Here is a 17,163-nt window from a genome sequence, read left to right on the forward strand (position 1 = left end):
ACGGGCCGCACGAAAGGGGCCGGCATGGATGCCCTGTTCTCACAGCTGTTCGCCGGGCTGAGCCTGGGATCGGTGCTGCTGCTCGCGGCACTGGGCCTGGCGCTCACCTTCGGCCAGATGGGCGTCATCAACATGGCGCACGGCGAGCTCATGATGGCCGGCGCCTACACCGCGTACGTGGTGCAGGGCATCGTCTCCGACGCCGGGGCGTCGCTGCTCGTCTCGCTCGTCCTCGGCTTCCTGGTGGGCGGCCTGATCGGGCTGCTGCTGGAGGTCACGCTGCTGTCCCGCATGCACCGCAGGCCCCTCGACACGCTCTTGGTCACGTGGGGCGTCGCCCTGGTGCTCCAACAGTTGGCGCGAGACGTGTTCGGGGCGCCGAACGTGGACGTGCGGGCGCCGCAGTGGCTCTCCGGAGCCGTGCAGGTCTTCGGGATCGGCATGCCGAAGACCCGCCTGTTCATCCTGCTCGTGGCGATCGTGTGCGTGACCGCCCTGGCGCTCGTGCTGCGCCTGACGCCCCTGGGACGGCAGATCCGGGCCACGGTGCAGAACCGCGACCTCGCCGAGACCACCGGCATCTCGACGCGGGCCACCGACCGGCTGACGTTCTTCATCGGGTCCGGCGTCGCCGGGGTCGCAGGCGTCACCCTGACGCTGCTCGGGTCGATCGGCCCGACGCTCGGCACCGCCTACATCGTCGACGCGTTCCTCGTGGTCGTCGCGGGAGGCATCGGCCAGCTCAAGGGCACCGTGATCGCCGCGTTCGCCCTGGGGCTGCTGCAGGCCACCATCGAGTACTCGACCACCACCAGCATCGCCAAGGTGCTGGTCTTCGTGGCCATCGTCGCGTTCCTGCAGGCCAGGCCGCAGGGCCTGGTCGCCGTGCGGACTCGGAGCCTGGCATGAGCGCCCCGCTGGCGCCGGAGCGGCAGACCGCTTCGGCCACCGGGCGGGCGACGGCCGGCATGCGGGGCCGGCTGCTCGCCGGCGGCCGGTCACGCACGCTCGGCGGCTTCGCCATCGCCGCGGCGCTCCTCTTCGGTGTGGCCCCCGCCGTGCTCTCCGACTTCCGGCTCAACCTGCTGGCCAAGTTCCTGTGCCTCGCGATGGTGGCGGTCGGCATCGGCCTCGCGTGGGGCCGGGGCGGGATGCTCACGCTCGGGCAGGGCGTGTACTTCGGCCTGGGCGGCTACCTCATGGCGATGCACCTCAAGCTCGCCGACGCCGGGCCGGGCGGCGTGCCCGACTTCATGCTGCTGTACGGCGATGGCACGGTGCCGGGGTGGTGGGAGCCGTTCCGCAGCCCCGTCGTCACGATCATCGCGATCGTGGCGGTCCCGGTGCTCGTCGCCACCGGCCTGGGCTGGGCGGTCTTCAGCCGCCGGGTGCGTGGCGCCTACTTCGCGATCCTGTCGCAGGCCCTCGCCGCCGCGTTCGCGATCCTGCTCATCGGCCAGCAGAAGGTCACCGGCGGCACCAACGGGCTCAACGGGTTCCGCTCGTTCTTCGGCTTCGACCTCGCCGACCCCGTGAACAAGCGGATGCTGTTCTTCATCGCGGCGGGGACCCTCTTGGTGATGGTCGCCGTGGTGCGCCTGCTCATGGTCTCGCGGTTCGGCGAGCTCCTCGTCGCGGTGCGCGACCAGGAGAACCGGGTCCGGTTCCTGGGGTACGACCCCGCCCTGGTCAAGGTCGTCGCGTACGCGGTGGCAGCGGCCTTCGCCGGCATCGGCGGGGCGCTGTTCGTGCCGATCGTCGGGATCATCTCGCCCGCGGACGTCGGGGTGGTGCCGTCCATCGCCTTCCTGGTGGGCGTCGCCATCGGCGGCCGCGCGACGCTGCTGGGACCGGTCCTGGGGGCCATCGCGGTGTCGTGGGCGCAGACCAGCCTGTCTGAGTCGTTCCCCTCGATGTGGATCTACTTCCAGGGAGCGCTGTTCATCCTCGTCGTGGCGTTCCTCCCCGGCGGGCTCGCCTCGCTCGGCGGGGCGTGGCGCCGCAGGCGTTCGCCCGCCGCCGAGCCCACCATCCCCGTGGCGCCCGACGACGACCCCGTGGCGGCCGGGCTCGCCGTCTCGGCAGATCCGGCCGAGGCAGGCGTCGCCGGCGCCCAGCCCGATCCGTCCGCGACGACCGCCGGGAGGCTGACATGACCGAGCCCGCAACGCTCAGCGGCGCAGCGCACGACGACGACCAGGCACGTCGGTTCCGGCACGACTACCTCGAGGTGCGGGACCTGCGCGTCGAGTTCGACGGCTTCGTGGCCGTCGACGGCGTGGACCTCACGGTGACGCAGGGCGACCTGCGGTTCCTCATCGGGCCGAACGGCGCCGGGAAGACGACCATCGTCGACGCGCTCACCGGGCTGGCGGCCGCGAGCGGGTCCGCGCAGTTCGGCGGGGTCGAGCTCGTCGGCGCCAAGGTCCACCGCATCGCGCGGGCCGGGGTGGGGCGCACCTTCCAGACGGCCAGCGTCTTCGACGAGCTCACCGTGCTGCAGAACCTGGACATCGCCGCGGGCTCCCGGCGCGGGCCGGGAGCGCTGCTCCGGAGGCGCTCGGAGGTCCCCGCGGCAGTCGAGGAGGCGATGGACACCATCGGCCTGGCCGGCGCCCGGGACACCCCCGCCGGGGTGCTAGCCCACGGCCAGAAGCAGTGGCTGGAGATCGGCATGCTGCTGGTCCAGGACGCCCGTCTGCTGCTCCTCGACGAGCCCGTGGCCGGCATGAGCCACGCGGAGCGCGAGGAGACGGGCCAGCTCCTGCGCCGGGTCGGCGCGGAGCGGACCGTGGTGGTCGTGGAGCACGACATGGAGTTCCTCCGCAGCTTCGCCTCGTCCGTCACGGTGCTGCACCAGGGCACGGTGCTCAGCGAGGGATCGGTCGCGCACGTCCAGGCGGATCCGCGGGTGGTCGAGGTCTACCTGGGCGGCGGGTCCCGCGCCAGGGGAGTCCGCGGCGACGGCTCACAGGACAGGCCAGGAGACGGGCCGGCAGGAGACGGGCCGGCAGAAGACGGGCCGGCAGGGGACGCGGCGGCAGGGCGCGATGTGCGCGCCGGAACGGAGGCATGATGCTCGAGTTGTGCGATGTGCACGTCGGGTACGGGCGCACCACGGTGGTGCACGGGGTCAGCCTCACCGTGCCGTCCGGGGGAGTGGTGGCCGTGATGGGGCACAACGGCGCCGGGAAGACGACCCTCCTCCGCTCTGCGGTGGGGCTGCTGCGACCACGGTCGGGCGCCGTGCGGATCGACGGGCAGGACGTCACCCGCCTTCGCCCGCACGAACGGGTGAGACGCGGGCTGGCCTACGTCGCCCAGGGCCAGCAGTCGTTCGGCCAGCTCACCGCGCGGGAGAACCTGCAGCTCGTCGCCGACACCCAGCCGCGGGGCCTCGGGACCCGGCGCACCGACGAGGCGCTCGACCTGTTCCCCGCCCTGCGCGGTCTGCTCGGCCGCCGCGCCGGCTTGCTCTCCGGCGGGCAGCGCCAACAGCTCGCGATTGCGAGGGCACTGATCACCGGGCCCCGCGTGCTACTGCTCGACGAGCCGACCGAGGGCATCCAGCCCTCTGTCGTCACCGAGATCGAGGACGCCGTGCTGGAGCTGACGGGCTCCGGGGAACTCGCCGTGCTGCTCGTCGAGCAGCACGTGGGCTTCGCGCTCGCCGCCGCCGCCCGGTACCTGGTGCTGGAGTCCGGGCGGGTGCGCGACGAGGGTGCCGGTGGAGCGGAGAAGGAGGCGCAGGTCCGTGCGGCGATGGCGCTGTGAGGCAGTCCGTGCCCATCGCGAGCCCGGAGGACGCGCATGAGCGCCGGTCGTGCCGGGGACGGTCCGCCCGACGCCGGGTCTCCCGTCGCGGGGGCTGAGTCGCGGGCGTTGCGGGATGTCATCTACGAGCAGCTCCGCGACGAGATCCTCAGCGGCCAGGTGTCCCCGCGCGAGCGTCTCACCGAGCCCAAGCTCAGCAAGGTGTTCGCGGTGTCCCGCACGCCGGTGCGGGAGGCGCTCGCGCGTTTGCTGGCCGACGGGATCGTGGAGCGCACCGACTACGGCTACGCGGTCGTGGCTCCCAGCCTGGCGGACCTGCGCGACCTCTACGAGCTGCGGGTGACGCTCGAGCTGCGCGGCATCGCCCGGGCTATCGAGAACCCCGAGGTTCGCCATGACCATGTGCTGCTGCGCGAGGAGCTGCAGCGGTGGCTGCCACTGCGCGACCATCCCCCCGAGCCCGCAGCCGCCTTCGTGATGCTCGACGAGCAGTTCCACATCACGTTGTCGCGCGCCTCGGGCAATGCCCAGCTCACCGCCGCCCTCGTCGGCGTGAACCAGAAGCTCCGCGTGGTGCGCAGGCACGATTACGTCGAGGCCGAGCGGGTCACGACGACCGTCGCCGAGCACATCGAGATCCTCGAGCTGGTGCTCGAGCACCGCCTGGACGAGGCGCTCCGTGCCCTGCACCGCCACGTCGGGGAGTCGCTCGAGGTCGTGATGCAGCGGGCCACGGTCGCCATGACCCGGATGACGCTCGCGAGCTGAGGCGGGCGTCGCGCCGACGCCCGCCTCTCGCGCCCGCGGTTCAGCGACCCGCGCCGCTCATCGGAGGAACAGCCGCGAGGCCTGGTCCTCGGCGTCGGCGTAGGTGCGCGCCGCCGCGTGCAGGGCGGCGGTGATGCTGTCGAGGGCCTGCTCGACGCGCACCTGGGTGGCGCCCCACTCGGTCATCACACCCGCGAACGCCGTCGCCGCGCCGCCGCGCCAGGCGTTCTGCAGGTCGGCGAGCTGACGCTGCATCGCCCCGACCTCTGACCGCACCGCGGCGGTGCGGGCCTGCACGGCCGCTGCCGCCTGACCGACCTGGGCGCTGTCGACCTCGTACCTGCTCATGCGTCCTCCTCCTGTGCTGGAGCGGCGGACGCTACGCGGAGCCCCGGGGGAGCGGGCGCGCCGACGTGGCGACCGCGGCGCAGGCGCGACGGTCGGCAGGCTGTGGGTGGCAGGTGGCAGGTGGCAGGTGGCAGGTGGCAGGTGGCGGGTGTCAGTGCGCGAGCGCCGACAGCTCGCGGTCGATCCGCTGGCGCTCGGCGGCGAGGTTCTGGCGCGCAGGCTCCTCCCAGACCGCTCCGAGCGGGCTCGTGAACAGCTGCGGCCTGTCCAGCAGGCGGCCGATGATCGCCACCCGCGCGCGCAGGTAGTCCTCGACCGGCAGGTGGGCGTACTCGGCGCGCAGGTCCTGGAGGTAGGCCTTGTACCGCTGCGGCTCGGCGGCCAGCATCGCCAGGTCGGCGTCGCAGAGCACGGCGCCGTCGAAGTCGCCCGGCCGGGCGTGGTGGTGCGCCAGGGCGAGCACCAGCTCGTGCACGCGTCGCGCGTGGGCCTCGGGGACTCCCAGGCCGAGCAGCTCCTCGACCGCCAGCCGCGCGCTGCCCGGCTCGTCCTCGCCGCCCTTGTTCGCGTACGCGGCCGCCTCCGCCGCGTCGAACTTGGCTCCGTGGTACCAGGCGGCCAGCCGGACCAGGTCGGGCTCGTGGGTCTCCTCCGCGAGCTCGTCGACATGGGCCAGCACATCGATCAGGTGGCGCAGGTTGTGGTAGCACCGCTCCGGCGACGACCACCGGGCGATGAGCGCCTCGCCGACCTCGCGGATCTGGTCGGGCGGGGCGGTGGCGCCAGCCTCGACGACGCTGCGGACGAATGCGGACATCAACCACTGCGGTGCGTCATGGACGCCCATGAGCCAGCCCTCACCTGTCGCTGTCGTGCCTCGGACGCGCCATCGTAGCCCTCAGCGCGTGGGAGGCCCCTCCCCGGTCGGGTCGTGCGCTGCGCGGCCCTCGGAGCCGCCCGCCACGGGCAGCGTGACCTGCACGGTCGTCCCGCCGCCCGCCGTCTGCGATATGGACACCTCGCCGTGGTGCGCCGCCACGATGGCCGCCACGATGGCCATGCCCAGACCTGCCCCGGCCGATCCGCCGGCGCCCCGCGACCGGCTCGCGTCGACGCGGTAGAAGCGCTCGAACACCCGAGCGGCGTGCTCGGGGTCGATGCCGGGGCCGTGGTCGCGGACCCAGAGCACCCCCGCCCCGTCCCGGGCCGCGGCGCCGATCTCGACCGGGCTGCCCGCGGGGGTGTGCTGGACGACGTTGCCCACGAGGTTCGCCACCACCTGCCGCAGCCGTGGCTCGTCCCCGATCACCACGCACGGCCCGCTCGTCGGCTCCAAGTGCAGGGGCCGGGTGGGGTCGAGCGCGTGCAGGTCGCTGAGCGCGTCGGCGGCGAGCACCGTGAGGTCGACCTCGTCGGCGCGCAGCGGGCGCCCGTCGTCCATGCGGGCGAGGGTGAGCAGGTCCTCGACGAGCACCCCCATCCGGGACGCGGACTGCTCGATGCGGCGCATCGTGTCGTCCACCTGCGCGGGCTCGGTGAGTGCCCCCATGCGGTACAGCTCGCTGTAGCCGCGGATCGCCGCGAGAGGGGTGCGCAGCTCGTGCGAGGCGTCCGCGACGAAGCGCCGCATCCGCTGCTCGGAGGCGGTCCGGGACGCGAAGGCCTGCTCGATCTGCGACAGCATGCCGTTGAGCGCGCCGCCGAGCCGGCCCACCTCGGTGCCCGCGGGGGCTGCCGGGACACGTCGTGCGAGGTCCCCGGCGGCGATGGCGGCGGCCGTGTCCTCGATCTGGCGCAGCGGCCGCAGCGAGCGCCGCACCGCCCAGCCGCCCACGACCGCGCCGAGCGCGACGATGCCCACACCGCTGAGCACGAGCACCAGGACGATGCGGTGCACGGTGCTCTCGATGTCGGTGAGCGGGAGGCTGACGGCTGCGGTCAACGGGTAGCCCGTGGCGGTCTGGAACGGGATGACCACCGTGCGCCACGACGATCCCGCGCGCGTGCTGCCGACGGTGAAGGGGGAGCCGTCGGCAGCCACAGCCTCTTGCGCCGTCATCGCGGGCAGGCGCGGTCGGCCGTACTCCTCGTACGTCGCCTGGCGGCCCAGGTCGGCGGTGGCGCCGTCCTGGAGGGTGACCACCACGGAGTAGTCGCTCGGCAGCACCGACCGGTCCCACCGCACGGAGCTGCCGCCGAACAGCTGGTCCAGCTTGGCCTGGGCGAGGTCCTGCGCCTGCCGGGACAGCTGCTCGTCGACCTGCGCCACGAGGTGGCGCTGCGTCAGCACGGCGGTTGTCGTCCCGGCGATGGCCAGGCCCGCGGCCAGCAGCACGGTGATGAGCGCCACCAGTCGGCCCCGCAGCGGCACCGCGGCCCACCACGCCCGTGCCCCACGCAGGACCGAGCGCCCGCCGCGAAGCCAGCGGTCCGCGAGGGGGCCCCGGCGGGACGGTGTCGGCGGGTCCGGCTGCGCCGTGGGCGGCGCGTCGTTAGCGGGCCTGGCGGAGCGCGTCGCGCTCATGTCCCGGTCGGTTGGCGCAGCATGTAACCCACCCCGCGCTTGGTGTGGATGAGGGGGGTGACGGGTGTCCCGTCCGCGGCCTGCACGTGGTCGATCTTGCGCCGGAGGTAGGAGATGTAGGACTCCACGATGTTCGCCTCGCCACCCCAGTCGTACTGCCAGACGTGGTCGAGGATCTGCTGCTTGGACAGCACCCTGCCCGGGTTGAGCATCAGGTAGCGCAGCAGCTTGAACTCGGTGGGGGACAGGTCGATGACCCGCCCCGCCCGCCGGACCTCGTGGGAGTCCTCGTCGAGCTCGAGGTCGGCGTAGGTCAGCAGGTTGCCCTCGAGCAGGTCGGAGGAGCTGGTGCGGCGCAGGATCGCGCGGATGCGCGCCACGACCTCCTCCAGGCTGAACGGCTTGGTCACGTAGTCGTCGCCGCCCACGGTTAGGCCCTGGACCTTGTCGGCGGTGTCGTCGCGCGCCGTGAGGAACAGCACGGGGACGTGCTGGCCCTTCTCACGCAGCCGGCGGGTGACGGTGAAGCCGTCCATGTCCGGCAGCATCACGTCCAGCACCACGAGATCCGGGTCGATCAACCGGGCCAGGCGCAGCGCGCTGGCGCCGTCAGCGGCGGAGTGGACCTCGAACCCGCCGAAGCGCAGCGAAGTGGCGAGCAGCTCGCGGATGTTCGGCTCGTCGTCGACGACCAAGAGCCGGGCCTCAGGCTCAACGGGCGCACCGGTCATGCCCCCAGTCTGCGCTCTCTTCCTGGAAGTCCGCTGAGGACGCGCAGAACCCCAGGTCACCGCGCCGAGCCACGAGCGGCCCCCTGCGCCCCACCGGCCGGTGGCGTCCACCCGCCGGTGGTCGGGGTACTTTTCTCGGCGTGATCGACGAACTCCAGCCCCCTGTCGTGACCGTGGTCCAGAGCTCCGCGGACGTGGCGCTCGACCGCCTGCGGCGCTGGCTGCCCGGGACGCGGCTGCGGCTGGTCCGCGCCGACCAGGGCGAGGCGGTGCCGGTGGGCGCGGCGGCGGTGGGCGACGGCCTGGTGGTGCTGGGCGGCCCGATGTCCGCCTACGACGACGCGCGGGCGCCGTGGCTGCCCGAGACGCGTGCGCTGCTCTCCGAGTGCGTCGACGCGCGGATCCCCACGCTCGGGATCTGCCTGGGCGCGCAGCTGCTCGCGGTCGCCCGGGGTGGTCGTGTGCAGGTGGGCGCCCCTCCAGGGCTCGAGCACGGCGTGGTCGACGTGCGGTGGCGGCCCGAGGCGACCGGCGACCCGCTCCTCGGCGGGCTGGCCGGGTACGTGGAGGGACGGCGGAGCACCCGCATGCTGAGCTGGCACGCGGACGCGGTCGTGGAGCTGCCCGCCGGGGCGGTGTGGCTGGCCGCGTCTGCCATGTACCCCTACCAGGCGTTCCGCACCGGCACGGCGTGGGGCCTGCAGTTCCACCCCGAGGCGGGCGCCGAGACGCTGGGCGTGTGGGCCGCCGAGGACGGCATGGCCCCGGGACCGGTCCTCGAGGACTTCGCAGCGCACGAGGCGGAGGTCACCGCGGCCGGGGAAGCGCTGGGCGCGGGTTTCGCCGTCCTCGTCCGGGAGCACGCCGACCGGCGCACCGCAGCAGCCTGACGTGGCAGGCCGCCCGGGCCCGAGCGGGATCAGCCCTCGATCTGCGGGGCCGCGGAGCCGGCCTTGAGCGCGGCGAGGCGCGCCTCGACCTCGAGCTCCTCGCCCGAGGCCTCCAGCTCGGCGAACTGCGCGTCGAGCGACGACGCCGCCAGCTCGGCCTGGCCCATCGCGAGGGCCTCCTCGCGGCGGACCTTCTCCTCGAACCGGGCCAGCTCGCTGGTGGGGTCGAGCACGTTGATCGAGCCGATCGCGGACTGCACCTGCACCTGCGCCTGCGCGGACTTCTGCCGGGCGACCAGCGTGTCGCGGCGCTGCTTGAGCTGGACCAGCTTGTCCTTCATCTGCGCCAGGCCGGACTTGAGCTTCTCCACCGTCTCGCGCTGCGAGGCGATCATCGGCTCTGCCTGCTTGGCCTCGCCCTCGGCGGAGATCTGCTTCTGCAGCGCGATCTTGGCCAGGTTGTCGAACTTGTCGGCGTTGAGCGAGTCACCCGAGGCGCGGTACTGGTCCGCGCGCGACGACGCGGCGATCGCCTTGCCGCCCCACTCCCGGGCGGCGGCGACGTCCTCGTTGTAGTCCTGCTCGGCCAGCCGCAGGTTGCCGATCGTCTGCGCGATGGCCTTCTCGGCGTCAGCGATGCTGTTGGTGTAGTCGCGCACCAGCTGGTCCAGCATCTTCTGCGGGTCCTCGGCATTGTCGATCAACGAGTTGATGTTGGCCTTCGCCAGCTGGGTGATCCGGCCGAAGATGCTCTGCTTCTCGGTCATGGGTGCTGCCTCTCAGTGGTCAGGATGTGCCAGATGATGGGGTCGGTGTCGTCGTCGGCGCGCCCGCGGCGCAGGTCAGGTGCGCGTCAGAAGCCGCCCCCTCGTCCGCCACCGCCGCCTCCGCCGCCGAAGCCGCCGCCGCGTCCGCCTCCGCCGCCGCCGAAGCCGCCGCCTCCGCCGAAGCCTCCGCCGCCGAAGCCGCCGCCCCCGCCGCGCAGGATCGAGTCGATGAGGATCCCCCCGAGGATCATGCCGCCGACGTTCGCGCCGCCCCCGCCGCCGAAGCCCCCGTCGTTGCGGCGGTTCCGCGCCTCGGCGGCCTCCACATCGGCCCGGGCGCGCCACTGGGCGTCCGCCGCGAAGCGCTCGGCGTGCTGCGCGGCCGCGAGGGCCGACGTCGGGTCGGAGTCGCGCTGGTCGAGCGCCTGGCGGAACAGCCGCTGCGCCTCGGCGAGGCTGGTGCGGGCCTCGGGGCCAACGGCTCCGCGGCGGGTCTCGACGAAGTCCGTGGTGGCGCGGATCTGCGAGTCGAGCCGCCCCAGGACGTCGCGCAGCAGCGCGGACGACCGCCGGGCCTGCTCCTCGGCCTCGCGCATGGGCGCCAGGGCGGCGTCCAGTGCGGCCTCCGCCGCGGTGATGTCCCGCAACGCGGCCAGGGGGTCGCCGCCCCGCTGCGCGGCCCGGGCCTGGTCGATGGCCTGCTGCGCGTCGGTGACGCGCGCGGTCACATCAGGACGGTCAGGAGCAAGGCGGGCCGCGTCGGCGATGTCGGAGGAGATCGACGCGATGGCCTCCTGGAGCCGGCCGCTCGCCGCGGCCAGGTCCTCGCCGGCGCGGTCCACGGCGTCCAGCAGCGTGGTGACCTGCCCGAGCGCGTTCTCCGCGGCACGCGCGTACGCGACCGCCCGGCCGCGGTCGTCCTGGTCGAGCGCGGCACGGCCCTGGTCGATCGTGGAGCGCACGTCCGCGAGAAGCGCGAGCGCCTGGTCCGGGTTCGCCGCCACGGAGGCCAGCGCCTCGGGCGGGTAGGTCTGCCCGAGCGTCGCCAGCGTCGCGCGGGCCGGGTCGACGCGTGCGGCGAGGGCGTCCGCGCTCGCCGACTCGTCCGCGAGCATCTGCGGCGCGCGTGCCTGCAGGTCGCGCAGCTCGTCGAACTTGTCCTGCTGCGCGTCGAGGGCCTGCGCCGCCTGGTGGCAGATGGTGAGGATGTGGATCGCCGCGGCCCGCACCTGCGGCTCGGCCTCGCGCTGCGTGTCATCCAGCTGCTGACGGGCCCGGAAGGCCTCGTTGACCTGCGTCTTCGCGGTGGCCAGCACCTGGGTGAACTCGCGCGTGGCCTCCGGTCCGAACTGCGCCTCGGCGAAGCCGAGCTCCTGCTCGGAGGTGCGCAGCGCGTCGTCGAGCTGCACCAGCGCGGTGCTCGCACGGCTGCGGAGCTCCTCGGTGGGAAGGCGCTCGAGCCCGGCGGGGGCGCCCGCGCCGACCGGTGCGGGGCGCTTGCGGCGCCGCACCGTGGTCCACACCAGGATGCCGACGATCACCACGAGGCCGAACAGCAGGAAGGTGAGGAATCCGCCGCCCGAGGACGTGCCGGTCGAGGCCCCGGACTCGTCGTCCTCCCCGCCCTCGCCGCTCCCGCTGGCAGCGGCGGCTTCGATCTCCTGGGCGGCCGTGATGGCGGCGCCCGCCCAGTTGTCCCCGCTGAGCTCGTCCTCGATGGCCGCGGCGATGTCGTCCAGCTGGGACGCGCTGAGCCCGGGCACAGACTCCGGGGAGAGCGTGTACCTCCGGTCGTCGACGGCGACGGCGAGCATCATGTCGTCGGAGCCGAGCCCGGACCGGGCCCGCGTCTCGTCGGACCACGTCACCGGCGCCGTGCCGCTGAACGAGGAGACGTACACGACGTAGAGCTGGTAGCGCGTCTCCGCCGCGAGGTCGTCGAGCGCCGACTGCACCTCGGCGGTGTCGCCGCCGAGCGCGTCGACCTGGTCGGTGATCTCATCGGTGACCTGCAGCGGCCCGACGGCCGAGGCCGCCCCCGCGGGCAGGAGCACGGCGCACAGCGCCACGACGATCGAGGCCAGCACCGCCCACCCGGTGCGAGCCTGCGATGCGCCTGTCAATGTCGTGCGGCGGTGTGGCACTCCACGATCCTCTCCCTGGGGTCTCACGGGTGCAACGACGCACGCGGAGCGCTGGTTCCCGGGCGGTAGGCGACCTCCCCGCCGTCCGGCAGCGGGACGATAGCGCGAAGCGCCCCCCGGGCGGCCGGGGTCAGCCGTTCGGGGGAAGGGCTACTCGGGGACCAGGTCCTCCGCGTCGACGATCGTGTACGCGTATCCCTGCTCGGCGAGGAACCGCTGGCGGTGCGCCGCGAAGTCCTGGTCGACGGTGTCCCGGGCCACCACGGCGTAGAAGTGCGCGGTGCGGCCGTCGCCCTTGGGGCGCAGCAGCCGGCCGAGGCGCTGGGCCTCCTCCTGGCGGGACCCGAAAGACCCGGAGACCTGGATCGCTACCGACGCCTCGGGCAGGTCGATCGAGAAGTTGGCGACCTTCGACACCACGAGCTTGGTGATCTCCCCGGCGCGGAACGCGTCGAACAGCCGCTGCCGCTCCGGCACCGTGGTGGCGCCGGTGATGACGTCGGCGCCGATGTGCTCGCCGAGCTCCTCGAGCTGGTCGAGGTACTGGCCGATCACCAGCGTCGGCTCGCCCTCGTGCTTGGCCACGAGTCGCTCGACCACGGTGTTCTTGCCCGGCGCGCTCGCGGCCAGGCGGTACTTGTCCTCCGGCTCCGCGGTCGCGTAGAGCATCCGCTCCCGCTCGGGCAGCGTCAGCCGCACCTCGACGCAGTCGGCGGGGGCGATGTAGCCCTGCTGCTCGATGTCCTTCCAGGGCGCGTCGTACCGCTTGGGGCCGATCAGGCTGAACACCTCGTCCTCGCGGCCGTCCTCGCGCACCAGCGTGGCGGTCAGGCCGAGGCGGCGGCGGGCCTGCAGATCGGCCGTCATGCGGAAGATGGGCGCGGGCAGCAGGTGCACCTCGTCGTAGAGCACCAGGCCCCAGTCGCGGGCGTCCAGCAGCTCGAGGTGCGTGTACACGCCCTTCCGCTTGGTGGTGAGCACCTGGTAGGTGGCGATGGTGACGGGCCGGATCTCCTTGCGCGAGCCGGAGTACTCGCCGATCTCGTCCTCGGTGAGCGTGGTGCGCTTGACCAGCTCGTCGCGCCACTGCCGGGCGCTGACCGTGTTCGTCACGAGGATCAGCGTGGTGGTCTGCGAGCGGGCCATCGCGGCCGCCCCGACAAGCGTCTTGCCGGCGCCGCAGGGCAGCACCACGACACCCGATCCGCCGTGCCAGAAGCCATCGACGGCCTGGGCCTGGTAGGGGCGAAGCGACCAGCCGTCCTCGGTCAACGACATCGCGTGCGCCTCGCCGTCGACGTAGCCGGCCAGGTCCTCCGCGGGCCACCCGAGCTTGAGCAGAACCTGCTTGAGGTGCCCGCGCTCACTGGGGTGCACCACCACGTCGGTGTCGTCCAGCCGCTGCCCGACGAGGCCCGCGGTGCGCTTGGAGCGCAGCACCTCCGCCATGACCGCGCGGTCCAGGGAGTGCAGCACCAGGCCGTGCACCGGGTCCTGGATGAGCTGTAGGCGGCCATAGCGGGACATGGTCTCCGCGATGTCGATGAGCAGCGCGTGCGGGACCGGGTAGCGCGAGTACTCGAGCAGCACCGACACGACCTGCTCGGCGTCGTGGCCCGCCGCGCGCGCGTTCCACAGGCCTAGCGGCGTGAGCCGGTAGGTGTGCATGTGCTCGGGGGCGCGCTCCAGCTCGGCGAACGGGGCGATCGCACGGCGGCACGCCGCGGCCTGGTCGTGGTCGATCTCGAGCAGGAGGGTCTTGTCGCTCTGCACGATCAGGGGGCCGTTCGTCATGCGTCGCCTTCCGGTAGGTCACAGGTCCGGGCATGGGTCCGAACGTCGCGCGGGCCGCGCTTTGTTCCACGCGCGCCCCAGTGTGAGGTGATGACAACAGGTCGAGGGTTGCGGCTCAGACGGGGGTCGCGGACGCGATGCGGTGCACGGCCACGGTGAGCTCGGCGTCGCGGGCCTCGTCGCGCACCCGCACGCGCCCGCCCTCGACGTGCACCGGCCGCACCCGTCGACGCTGGTGCACCCCGTGCGGGCCCACCATCTCGAGCCACACCTCGCGGCCCTGCGCCGCGGCCTCCCGGAGCACGCCGAGCGCGGTGACGGGGTTGGTGGCCACCGGCTCGTGCACGCGCCGTTCGTCCCCCTCGCCCAACGGGGCGCCGGACTGCTCGGCCTCGCGCAGCGCCGGGACGAGCTGCGCCACGAGACCCGCGCGCTCCTGGGCCGTCAGCGTCTCCGGGCGACGGGTCGGCGCCCCGATCCTGCTCGTGGGGCTGCGCCGCAGGTTCCGCACCCGGTGCACCAGCGGCTCAGGATGCAGAACCTGTCCGCCCGGCCCCTCCGCCAACGGCGCAAGCCCGTGCTCGCGGAGCACGGCGAGCAGCTCGCGCGGCGGCACCACCGAGCCGAGCACGGTGGGGGCGAGGCGCATCAGGCCCAGCTCCGCCAGCGAGGGGTCGTCCACCAGGCCTGCGAGCAGCGCGGGGTCGTCGGCGCGCAGGTAGCTCGCGGCGTACCCGGCTCGCAGCTGCCCGTGGCGGCGGCCCGCGTCGCGGACCATGTACTCGAGCGGCTGGGGGATCCCGCCGCGAGCGTGCGCCGCCAGCCCGGCCAGCAGGTCGTCGGCCGTGCCGCCGACGTCGAGGGCCGCGCGGATCGACTCCGGGGTGAACCGGACCGTGAGCGCGGCGCCCCGCGACTCGATCACGCCCGACCGTTCGAGCAGCGCCGCGAGCTCGGGGGTCGGGCGGCCCGGGACGATGCCGGTCAGGTCGCCCTGCAGCAGGAGGTCGGACACCGGCTGCGGCAGGGCGCCGGCGAGGGCAGCCTCGGGTGTCGGGCCGGCCGGCTCGCTCGACGGCACAGCGTGGCCCGAGCGGTCGAGCTCCTCGAGCAGGGCGCGGCCCGCGGGCGACAGCGCCCCGGCGCCGAGCACGCCCAGCAGCCCGCCCTCGTGGAGGGTCGCGGCGACAGCGGCCTCGGGCGGCACCGAGCGCGGCGTGCGCCAACGGAGCATCTCCAGCACCGCTTCGGTGCGGAGCACCGTGCCGGGCGGGACCTCGGCGAGCACGGTGAGCACCGCATGCCGCACCCGCGGCGCCCAGGGCCGCGTCAGGTCGGGGTCGAGGGCCGCGCGGACGCCGCCACGCTCGTCGCGGCCGCCCACCATCCACGGGGTGCGGACCATGGTCGCCCAGGCCCTGGCCAGGGTGGCCCACCGCGACGGCAGCTCGTCGTTCAACCACTCGTCCACGGACAGCGTCGGGGCGAAGGACGGGCTCTCCTCGCCGTCCTCGGCGATGAGGCCGGCCGCGGCGGCGAGCTCGACAACGAACGCGGCCTCGGTGTCGTCGACCTCCAGGGTGGCGGCGATGCGGCGCAGCTCGCGCACGCCCAGCCCGCCCGAGCGCAGCACCGGGGCAGGAGTCTGCTCCCAGGTCCGCACCAGAAGGGCGACCAGCCGCACGAACCGCTCGGCGGCGGCCGCCGACTCCGCGGCGACCAGGGCCTCGGCGTGGGGGACACCGGTGGGGACGGGCTCCGGCGGCGTCGCGGGAGCCCGGTGGGTGCGGCCATCCCGCAGCGCCATGGCCACCGCGCGGGGGAGCACGACGTGGCGGGCGTCCCCGTGCATGAGCAGATGGTGCTCGAGCAGCCAGTCGACGGCCGCAGCCGCGGGGCTGTCGACCGGCGGCGCGATGCCGACTGGCGGGCCCCAGGTGAGCGCGTCGAGCACCGAGCGTGCCGCCGGGGGCGCGTCGGCGAGCGCGGCCAGGTCGACGGGGTGCTCAGGCGACCCGGTCGAGGGCGCCAGTCCGGCGGGGTAGGGGCCGAGCAGCTCCGCCAGGCCCGGGGCCGGGTGCAGGCCCTCGTCGTCGGTCCACAGCAGGGCGAGCTGGTGCGCCCGGTCCAGGGCGTGCTCGACGCGGTCGCGCTGGGCCCGCTGGGCGCCGACCGCCGCGGCGACGTCGTCACGGTGGACGACGGCGCCCCCCTCGGTGAGCGCCACCACGGCCTCGAGCGCCTGCAGGACGGACGCGTCCACGGCGGCGAGCGCCCGCTCGAGGCTGGACCGGCTCGAGGCGCGGGCCGCGAGCGACGACAGCGTCGAGGGCGAGGGCGCCGCCAGGTCAGGGCGCTGCAGCAGCAGAGCGACGAGCTCGTCGTCGCCGCGTGCGCGCAGGTGCTCCGTGAACGTGACCATCCCTCTCACGATACGTGCCGGACGCCCCTCCTACCCTGCGGCGTCATCGGCGGACGTCGCACGGCGTGCCCGCTGGTCAGCCGCGACGTCCGCGCCCTGGGCCGGTGCGGGCCGCGCACCGGATGCACGTGCGCGCCGCGGGCCGTGCCTCGAGCCGGGCGGCGCCGATCGGCTCCCCGCAGACCTCGCACCAGCCGTACGCGCCCTCCGCGACCCTCGCGAGCGCGGCGTCGAGCTCGGCGATCTGGGCCAGCGCGCTCCGTGCGAGGGAGTCGGCCTGGGCGCGCTCGAAGGCGAGGGTGGCCCCCTCGGGGTCGTGCTCGTCGTCGGTCGCGGTGTCGCGCTGCGCGTCGGCGAGCCCTGCCAGGTCCCCACGCAGCGACCGCAGCCGCCCGACGGCCTCCGACCGGGCCCGGGACAGGCGCTCGCGGGCGTCCACGGGATCGGCCCCCGGGGAGTCCTGGCGCGTCGTGTCGTCGCCCATCTCCGCCACGTTACGGGGGTCCCCGCCGACCTGGCACGGTCCGCGCGCGACGCGGCGGCGCGGGACGAGGGCGCCGCGACGCCAGCGGGTAGCATTGATCGGTACATCATCCAACGAACACCAGGGGTTGCGGTGCCCACCGGCAAGGTCAAGTGGTTCGACACCGAGCGCGGATTCGGATTCATCGCCAGTGACGAGGGCGACGAGGTCTTCCTGCACGCCTCGGCGCTGCCCGCTGGCACGACGGCTCCCAAGCCCGGCGCCAAGGTCGAGTTCGGCGTCGCCGACGGCCGACGCGGCCCCCAGGCGCTGTCCGTGAAGCTCATGGACCCGCCGCCCTCGGTCGCGAAGGCGCAGCGCAAGCCCGCTGACGACATGGCGGTCATCATCGAGGACCTCATCAAGCTCCTCGACGGCGTCGGCAACGGCCTGCGCCGCGGCCGCTACCCCGAGAAGGGCGGCGCGACCAAGGTCGCCGCCGTGCTGCGCGCCGTCGCCGACGACCTCGAGGCGTGAG

At 74.1% G+C, this 17,163-nt stretch carries 16 protein-coding genes; 7 read left to right on the forward strand and 9 right to left on the reverse strand.

The window, feature by feature from the left end:
* The first annotated feature begins 24 nt into the window (after positions 1 to 24).
* From urtB to NP064_RS03100, 5 genes are read left to right on the forward strand one after another with little or no spacing between them, the layout of a single operon-like run.
* Positions 25 to 909 carry an urea ABC transporter permease subunit UrtB gene (gene urtB, locus NP064_RS03080; RefSeq protein ID WP_227567972.1) on the forward strand — a complete coding sequence of 295 codons (885 nt, stop codon included), beginning with the start codon at positions 25 to 27 and terminating at the stop codon, positions 907 to 909.
* The gene (gene urtC / locus NP064_RS03085) at positions 906 to 2,156 is read left to right on the forward strand and encodes an urea ABC transporter permease subunit UrtC (protein WP_227567971.1); all 1,251 of its coding nucleotides are present in this window, start codon (positions 906 to 908) and stop codon (positions 2,154 to 2,156) included. The genes urtB and urtC overlap by 4 nt, the downstream gene beginning before the upstream one ends.
* Positions 2,153 to 3,076, forward strand: a complete 924-nt coding sequence (gene urtD / locus NP064_RS03090; protein WP_227567970.1) for an urea ABC transporter ATP-binding protein UrtD — start codon at positions 2,153 to 2,155, stop codon at positions 3,074 to 3,076. The genes urtC and urtD overlap by 4 nt, the downstream gene beginning before the upstream one ends.
* Positions 3,073 to 3,774 carry an urea ABC transporter ATP-binding subunit UrtE gene (urtE, locus tag NP064_RS03095; protein ID WP_227567969.1) on the forward strand — a complete coding sequence of 234 codons (702 nt, stop codon included), beginning with the start codon at positions 3,073 to 3,075 and terminating at the stop codon, positions 3,772 to 3,774. The genes urtD and urtE overlap by 4 nt, the downstream gene beginning before the upstream one ends.
* Before the next feature lie 36 nt (positions 3,775 to 3,810).
* Positions 3,811 to 4,542 carry a GntR family transcriptional regulator gene (locus NP064_RS03100; RefSeq protein WP_227567968.1) on the forward strand — a complete coding sequence of 244 codons (732 nt, stop codon included), beginning with the start codon at positions 3,811 to 3,813 and terminating at the stop codon, positions 4,540 to 4,542.
* Between the two features lie 57 nt (positions 4,543 to 4,599).
* On the opposite strand, the gene NP064_RS03105 is transcribed toward NP064_RS03100, so the two are convergent.
* The 4 genes from NP064_RS03105 to NP064_RS03120 all read right to left on the reverse strand — a co-directional run bounded on the left by NP064_RS03105 (position 4,600) and on the right by NP064_RS03120 (position 8,145).
* Positions 4,600 to 4,890 (reverse strand): WXG100 family type VII secretion target, encoded by a 291-nt coding sequence (locus tag NP064_RS03105; protein ID WP_227567967.1) that lies wholly within the window; start codon positions 4,888 to 4,890, stop codon positions 4,600 to 4,602.
* Between the two features lie 151 nt (positions 4,891 to 5,041).
* Positions 5,042 to 5,737: an HD domain-containing protein gene (locus NP064_RS03110; RefSeq protein WP_227567966.1), complete on the reverse strand. Its 696-nt coding sequence runs from the start codon at positions 5,735 to 5,737 to the stop codon at positions 5,042 to 5,044.
* A gap of 51 nt (positions 5,738 to 5,788) precedes the next feature.
* Positions 5,789 to 7,414, reverse strand: coding sequence for a sensor histidine kinase (locus NP064_RS03115; protein WP_227567965.1), 1,626 nt, complete (start codon positions 7,412 to 7,414; stop codon positions 5,789 to 5,791).
* Positions 7,411 to 8,145 carry a response regulator transcription factor gene (locus tag NP064_RS03120; RefSeq protein WP_227567964.1) on the reverse strand — a complete coding sequence of 245 codons (735 nt, stop codon included), beginning with the start codon at positions 8,143 to 8,145 and terminating at the stop codon, positions 7,411 to 7,413. Before NP064_RS03120 ends, NP064_RS03115 begins: the two co-directional genes overlap by 4 nt.
* 140 nt (positions 8,146 to 8,285) lie before the next feature.
* On the opposite strand from NP064_RS03120, the gene NP064_RS03125 reads away from it, so the two are divergent.
* Positions 8,286 to 9,035, forward strand: a complete 750-nt coding sequence (locus NP064_RS03125) for a type 1 glutamine amidotransferase (RefSeq protein WP_227567963.1) — start codon at positions 8,286 to 8,288, stop codon at positions 9,033 to 9,035.
* Positions 9,036 to 9,064: 29 nt separating this feature from the next.
* Here NP064_RS03125 and NP064_RS03130 read toward each other — a convergent pair whose 3' ends face one another.
* From NP064_RS03130 to NP064_RS03155, 5 genes are all read right to left on the reverse strand, one after another.
* Entirely contained in the window at positions 9,065 to 9,802 is a 738-nt protein-coding gene (locus NP064_RS03130) for a PspA/IM30 family protein (protein WP_227567962.1), read from the reverse strand.
* An 86-nt stretch (positions 9,803 to 9,888) separates the two neighbouring features.
* A complete protein-coding gene (locus tag NP064_RS16635; protein ID WP_284439685.1) occupies positions 9,889 to 11,946 on the reverse strand; it encodes a TPM domain-containing protein in 2,058 nt (685 codons plus the stop codon).
* Between the two features lie 150 nt (positions 11,947 to 12,096).
* Positions 12,097 to 13,740, reverse strand: coding sequence for a DNA repair helicase XPB (locus NP064_RS03145; RefSeq protein ID WP_227567961.1), 1,644 nt, complete (start codon positions 13,738 to 13,740; stop codon positions 12,097 to 12,099).
* A 115-nt stretch (positions 13,741 to 13,855) separates the two neighbouring features.
* On the reverse strand, positions 13,856 to 16,162 hold the full coding sequence (locus tag NP064_RS03150; RefSeq protein WP_227567960.1) for a helicase-associated domain-containing protein: 2,307 nt from the start codon (positions 16,160 to 16,162) through the stop codon (positions 13,856 to 13,858).
* 76 nt (positions 16,163 to 16,238) lie between these two features.
* Positions 16,239 to 16,646 carry a TraR/DksA family transcriptional regulator gene (locus NP064_RS03155; RefSeq protein WP_227567959.1) on the reverse strand — a complete coding sequence of 136 codons (408 nt, stop codon included), beginning with the start codon at positions 16,644 to 16,646 and terminating at the stop codon, positions 16,239 to 16,241.
* A 132-nt stretch (positions 16,647 to 16,778) separates the two neighbouring features.
* Between NP064_RS03155 and NP064_RS03160 the strand changes: the two genes are divergently transcribed.
* Positions 16,779 to 17,162, forward strand: coding sequence for a cold-shock protein (locus NP064_RS03160; protein WP_227567958.1), 384 nt, complete (start codon positions 16,779 to 16,781; stop codon positions 17,160 to 17,162).
* Position 17,163 lies beyond the last annotated feature (1 nt).

The sequence above is a fragment of the Cellulomonas chengniuliangii genome, assembly GCF_024508335.1.
GTDB classification, from domain to species: Bacteria; Actinomycetota; Actinomycetes; order Actinomycetales; family Cellulomonadaceae; genus Cellulomonas_A; species Cellulomonas_A chengniuliangii.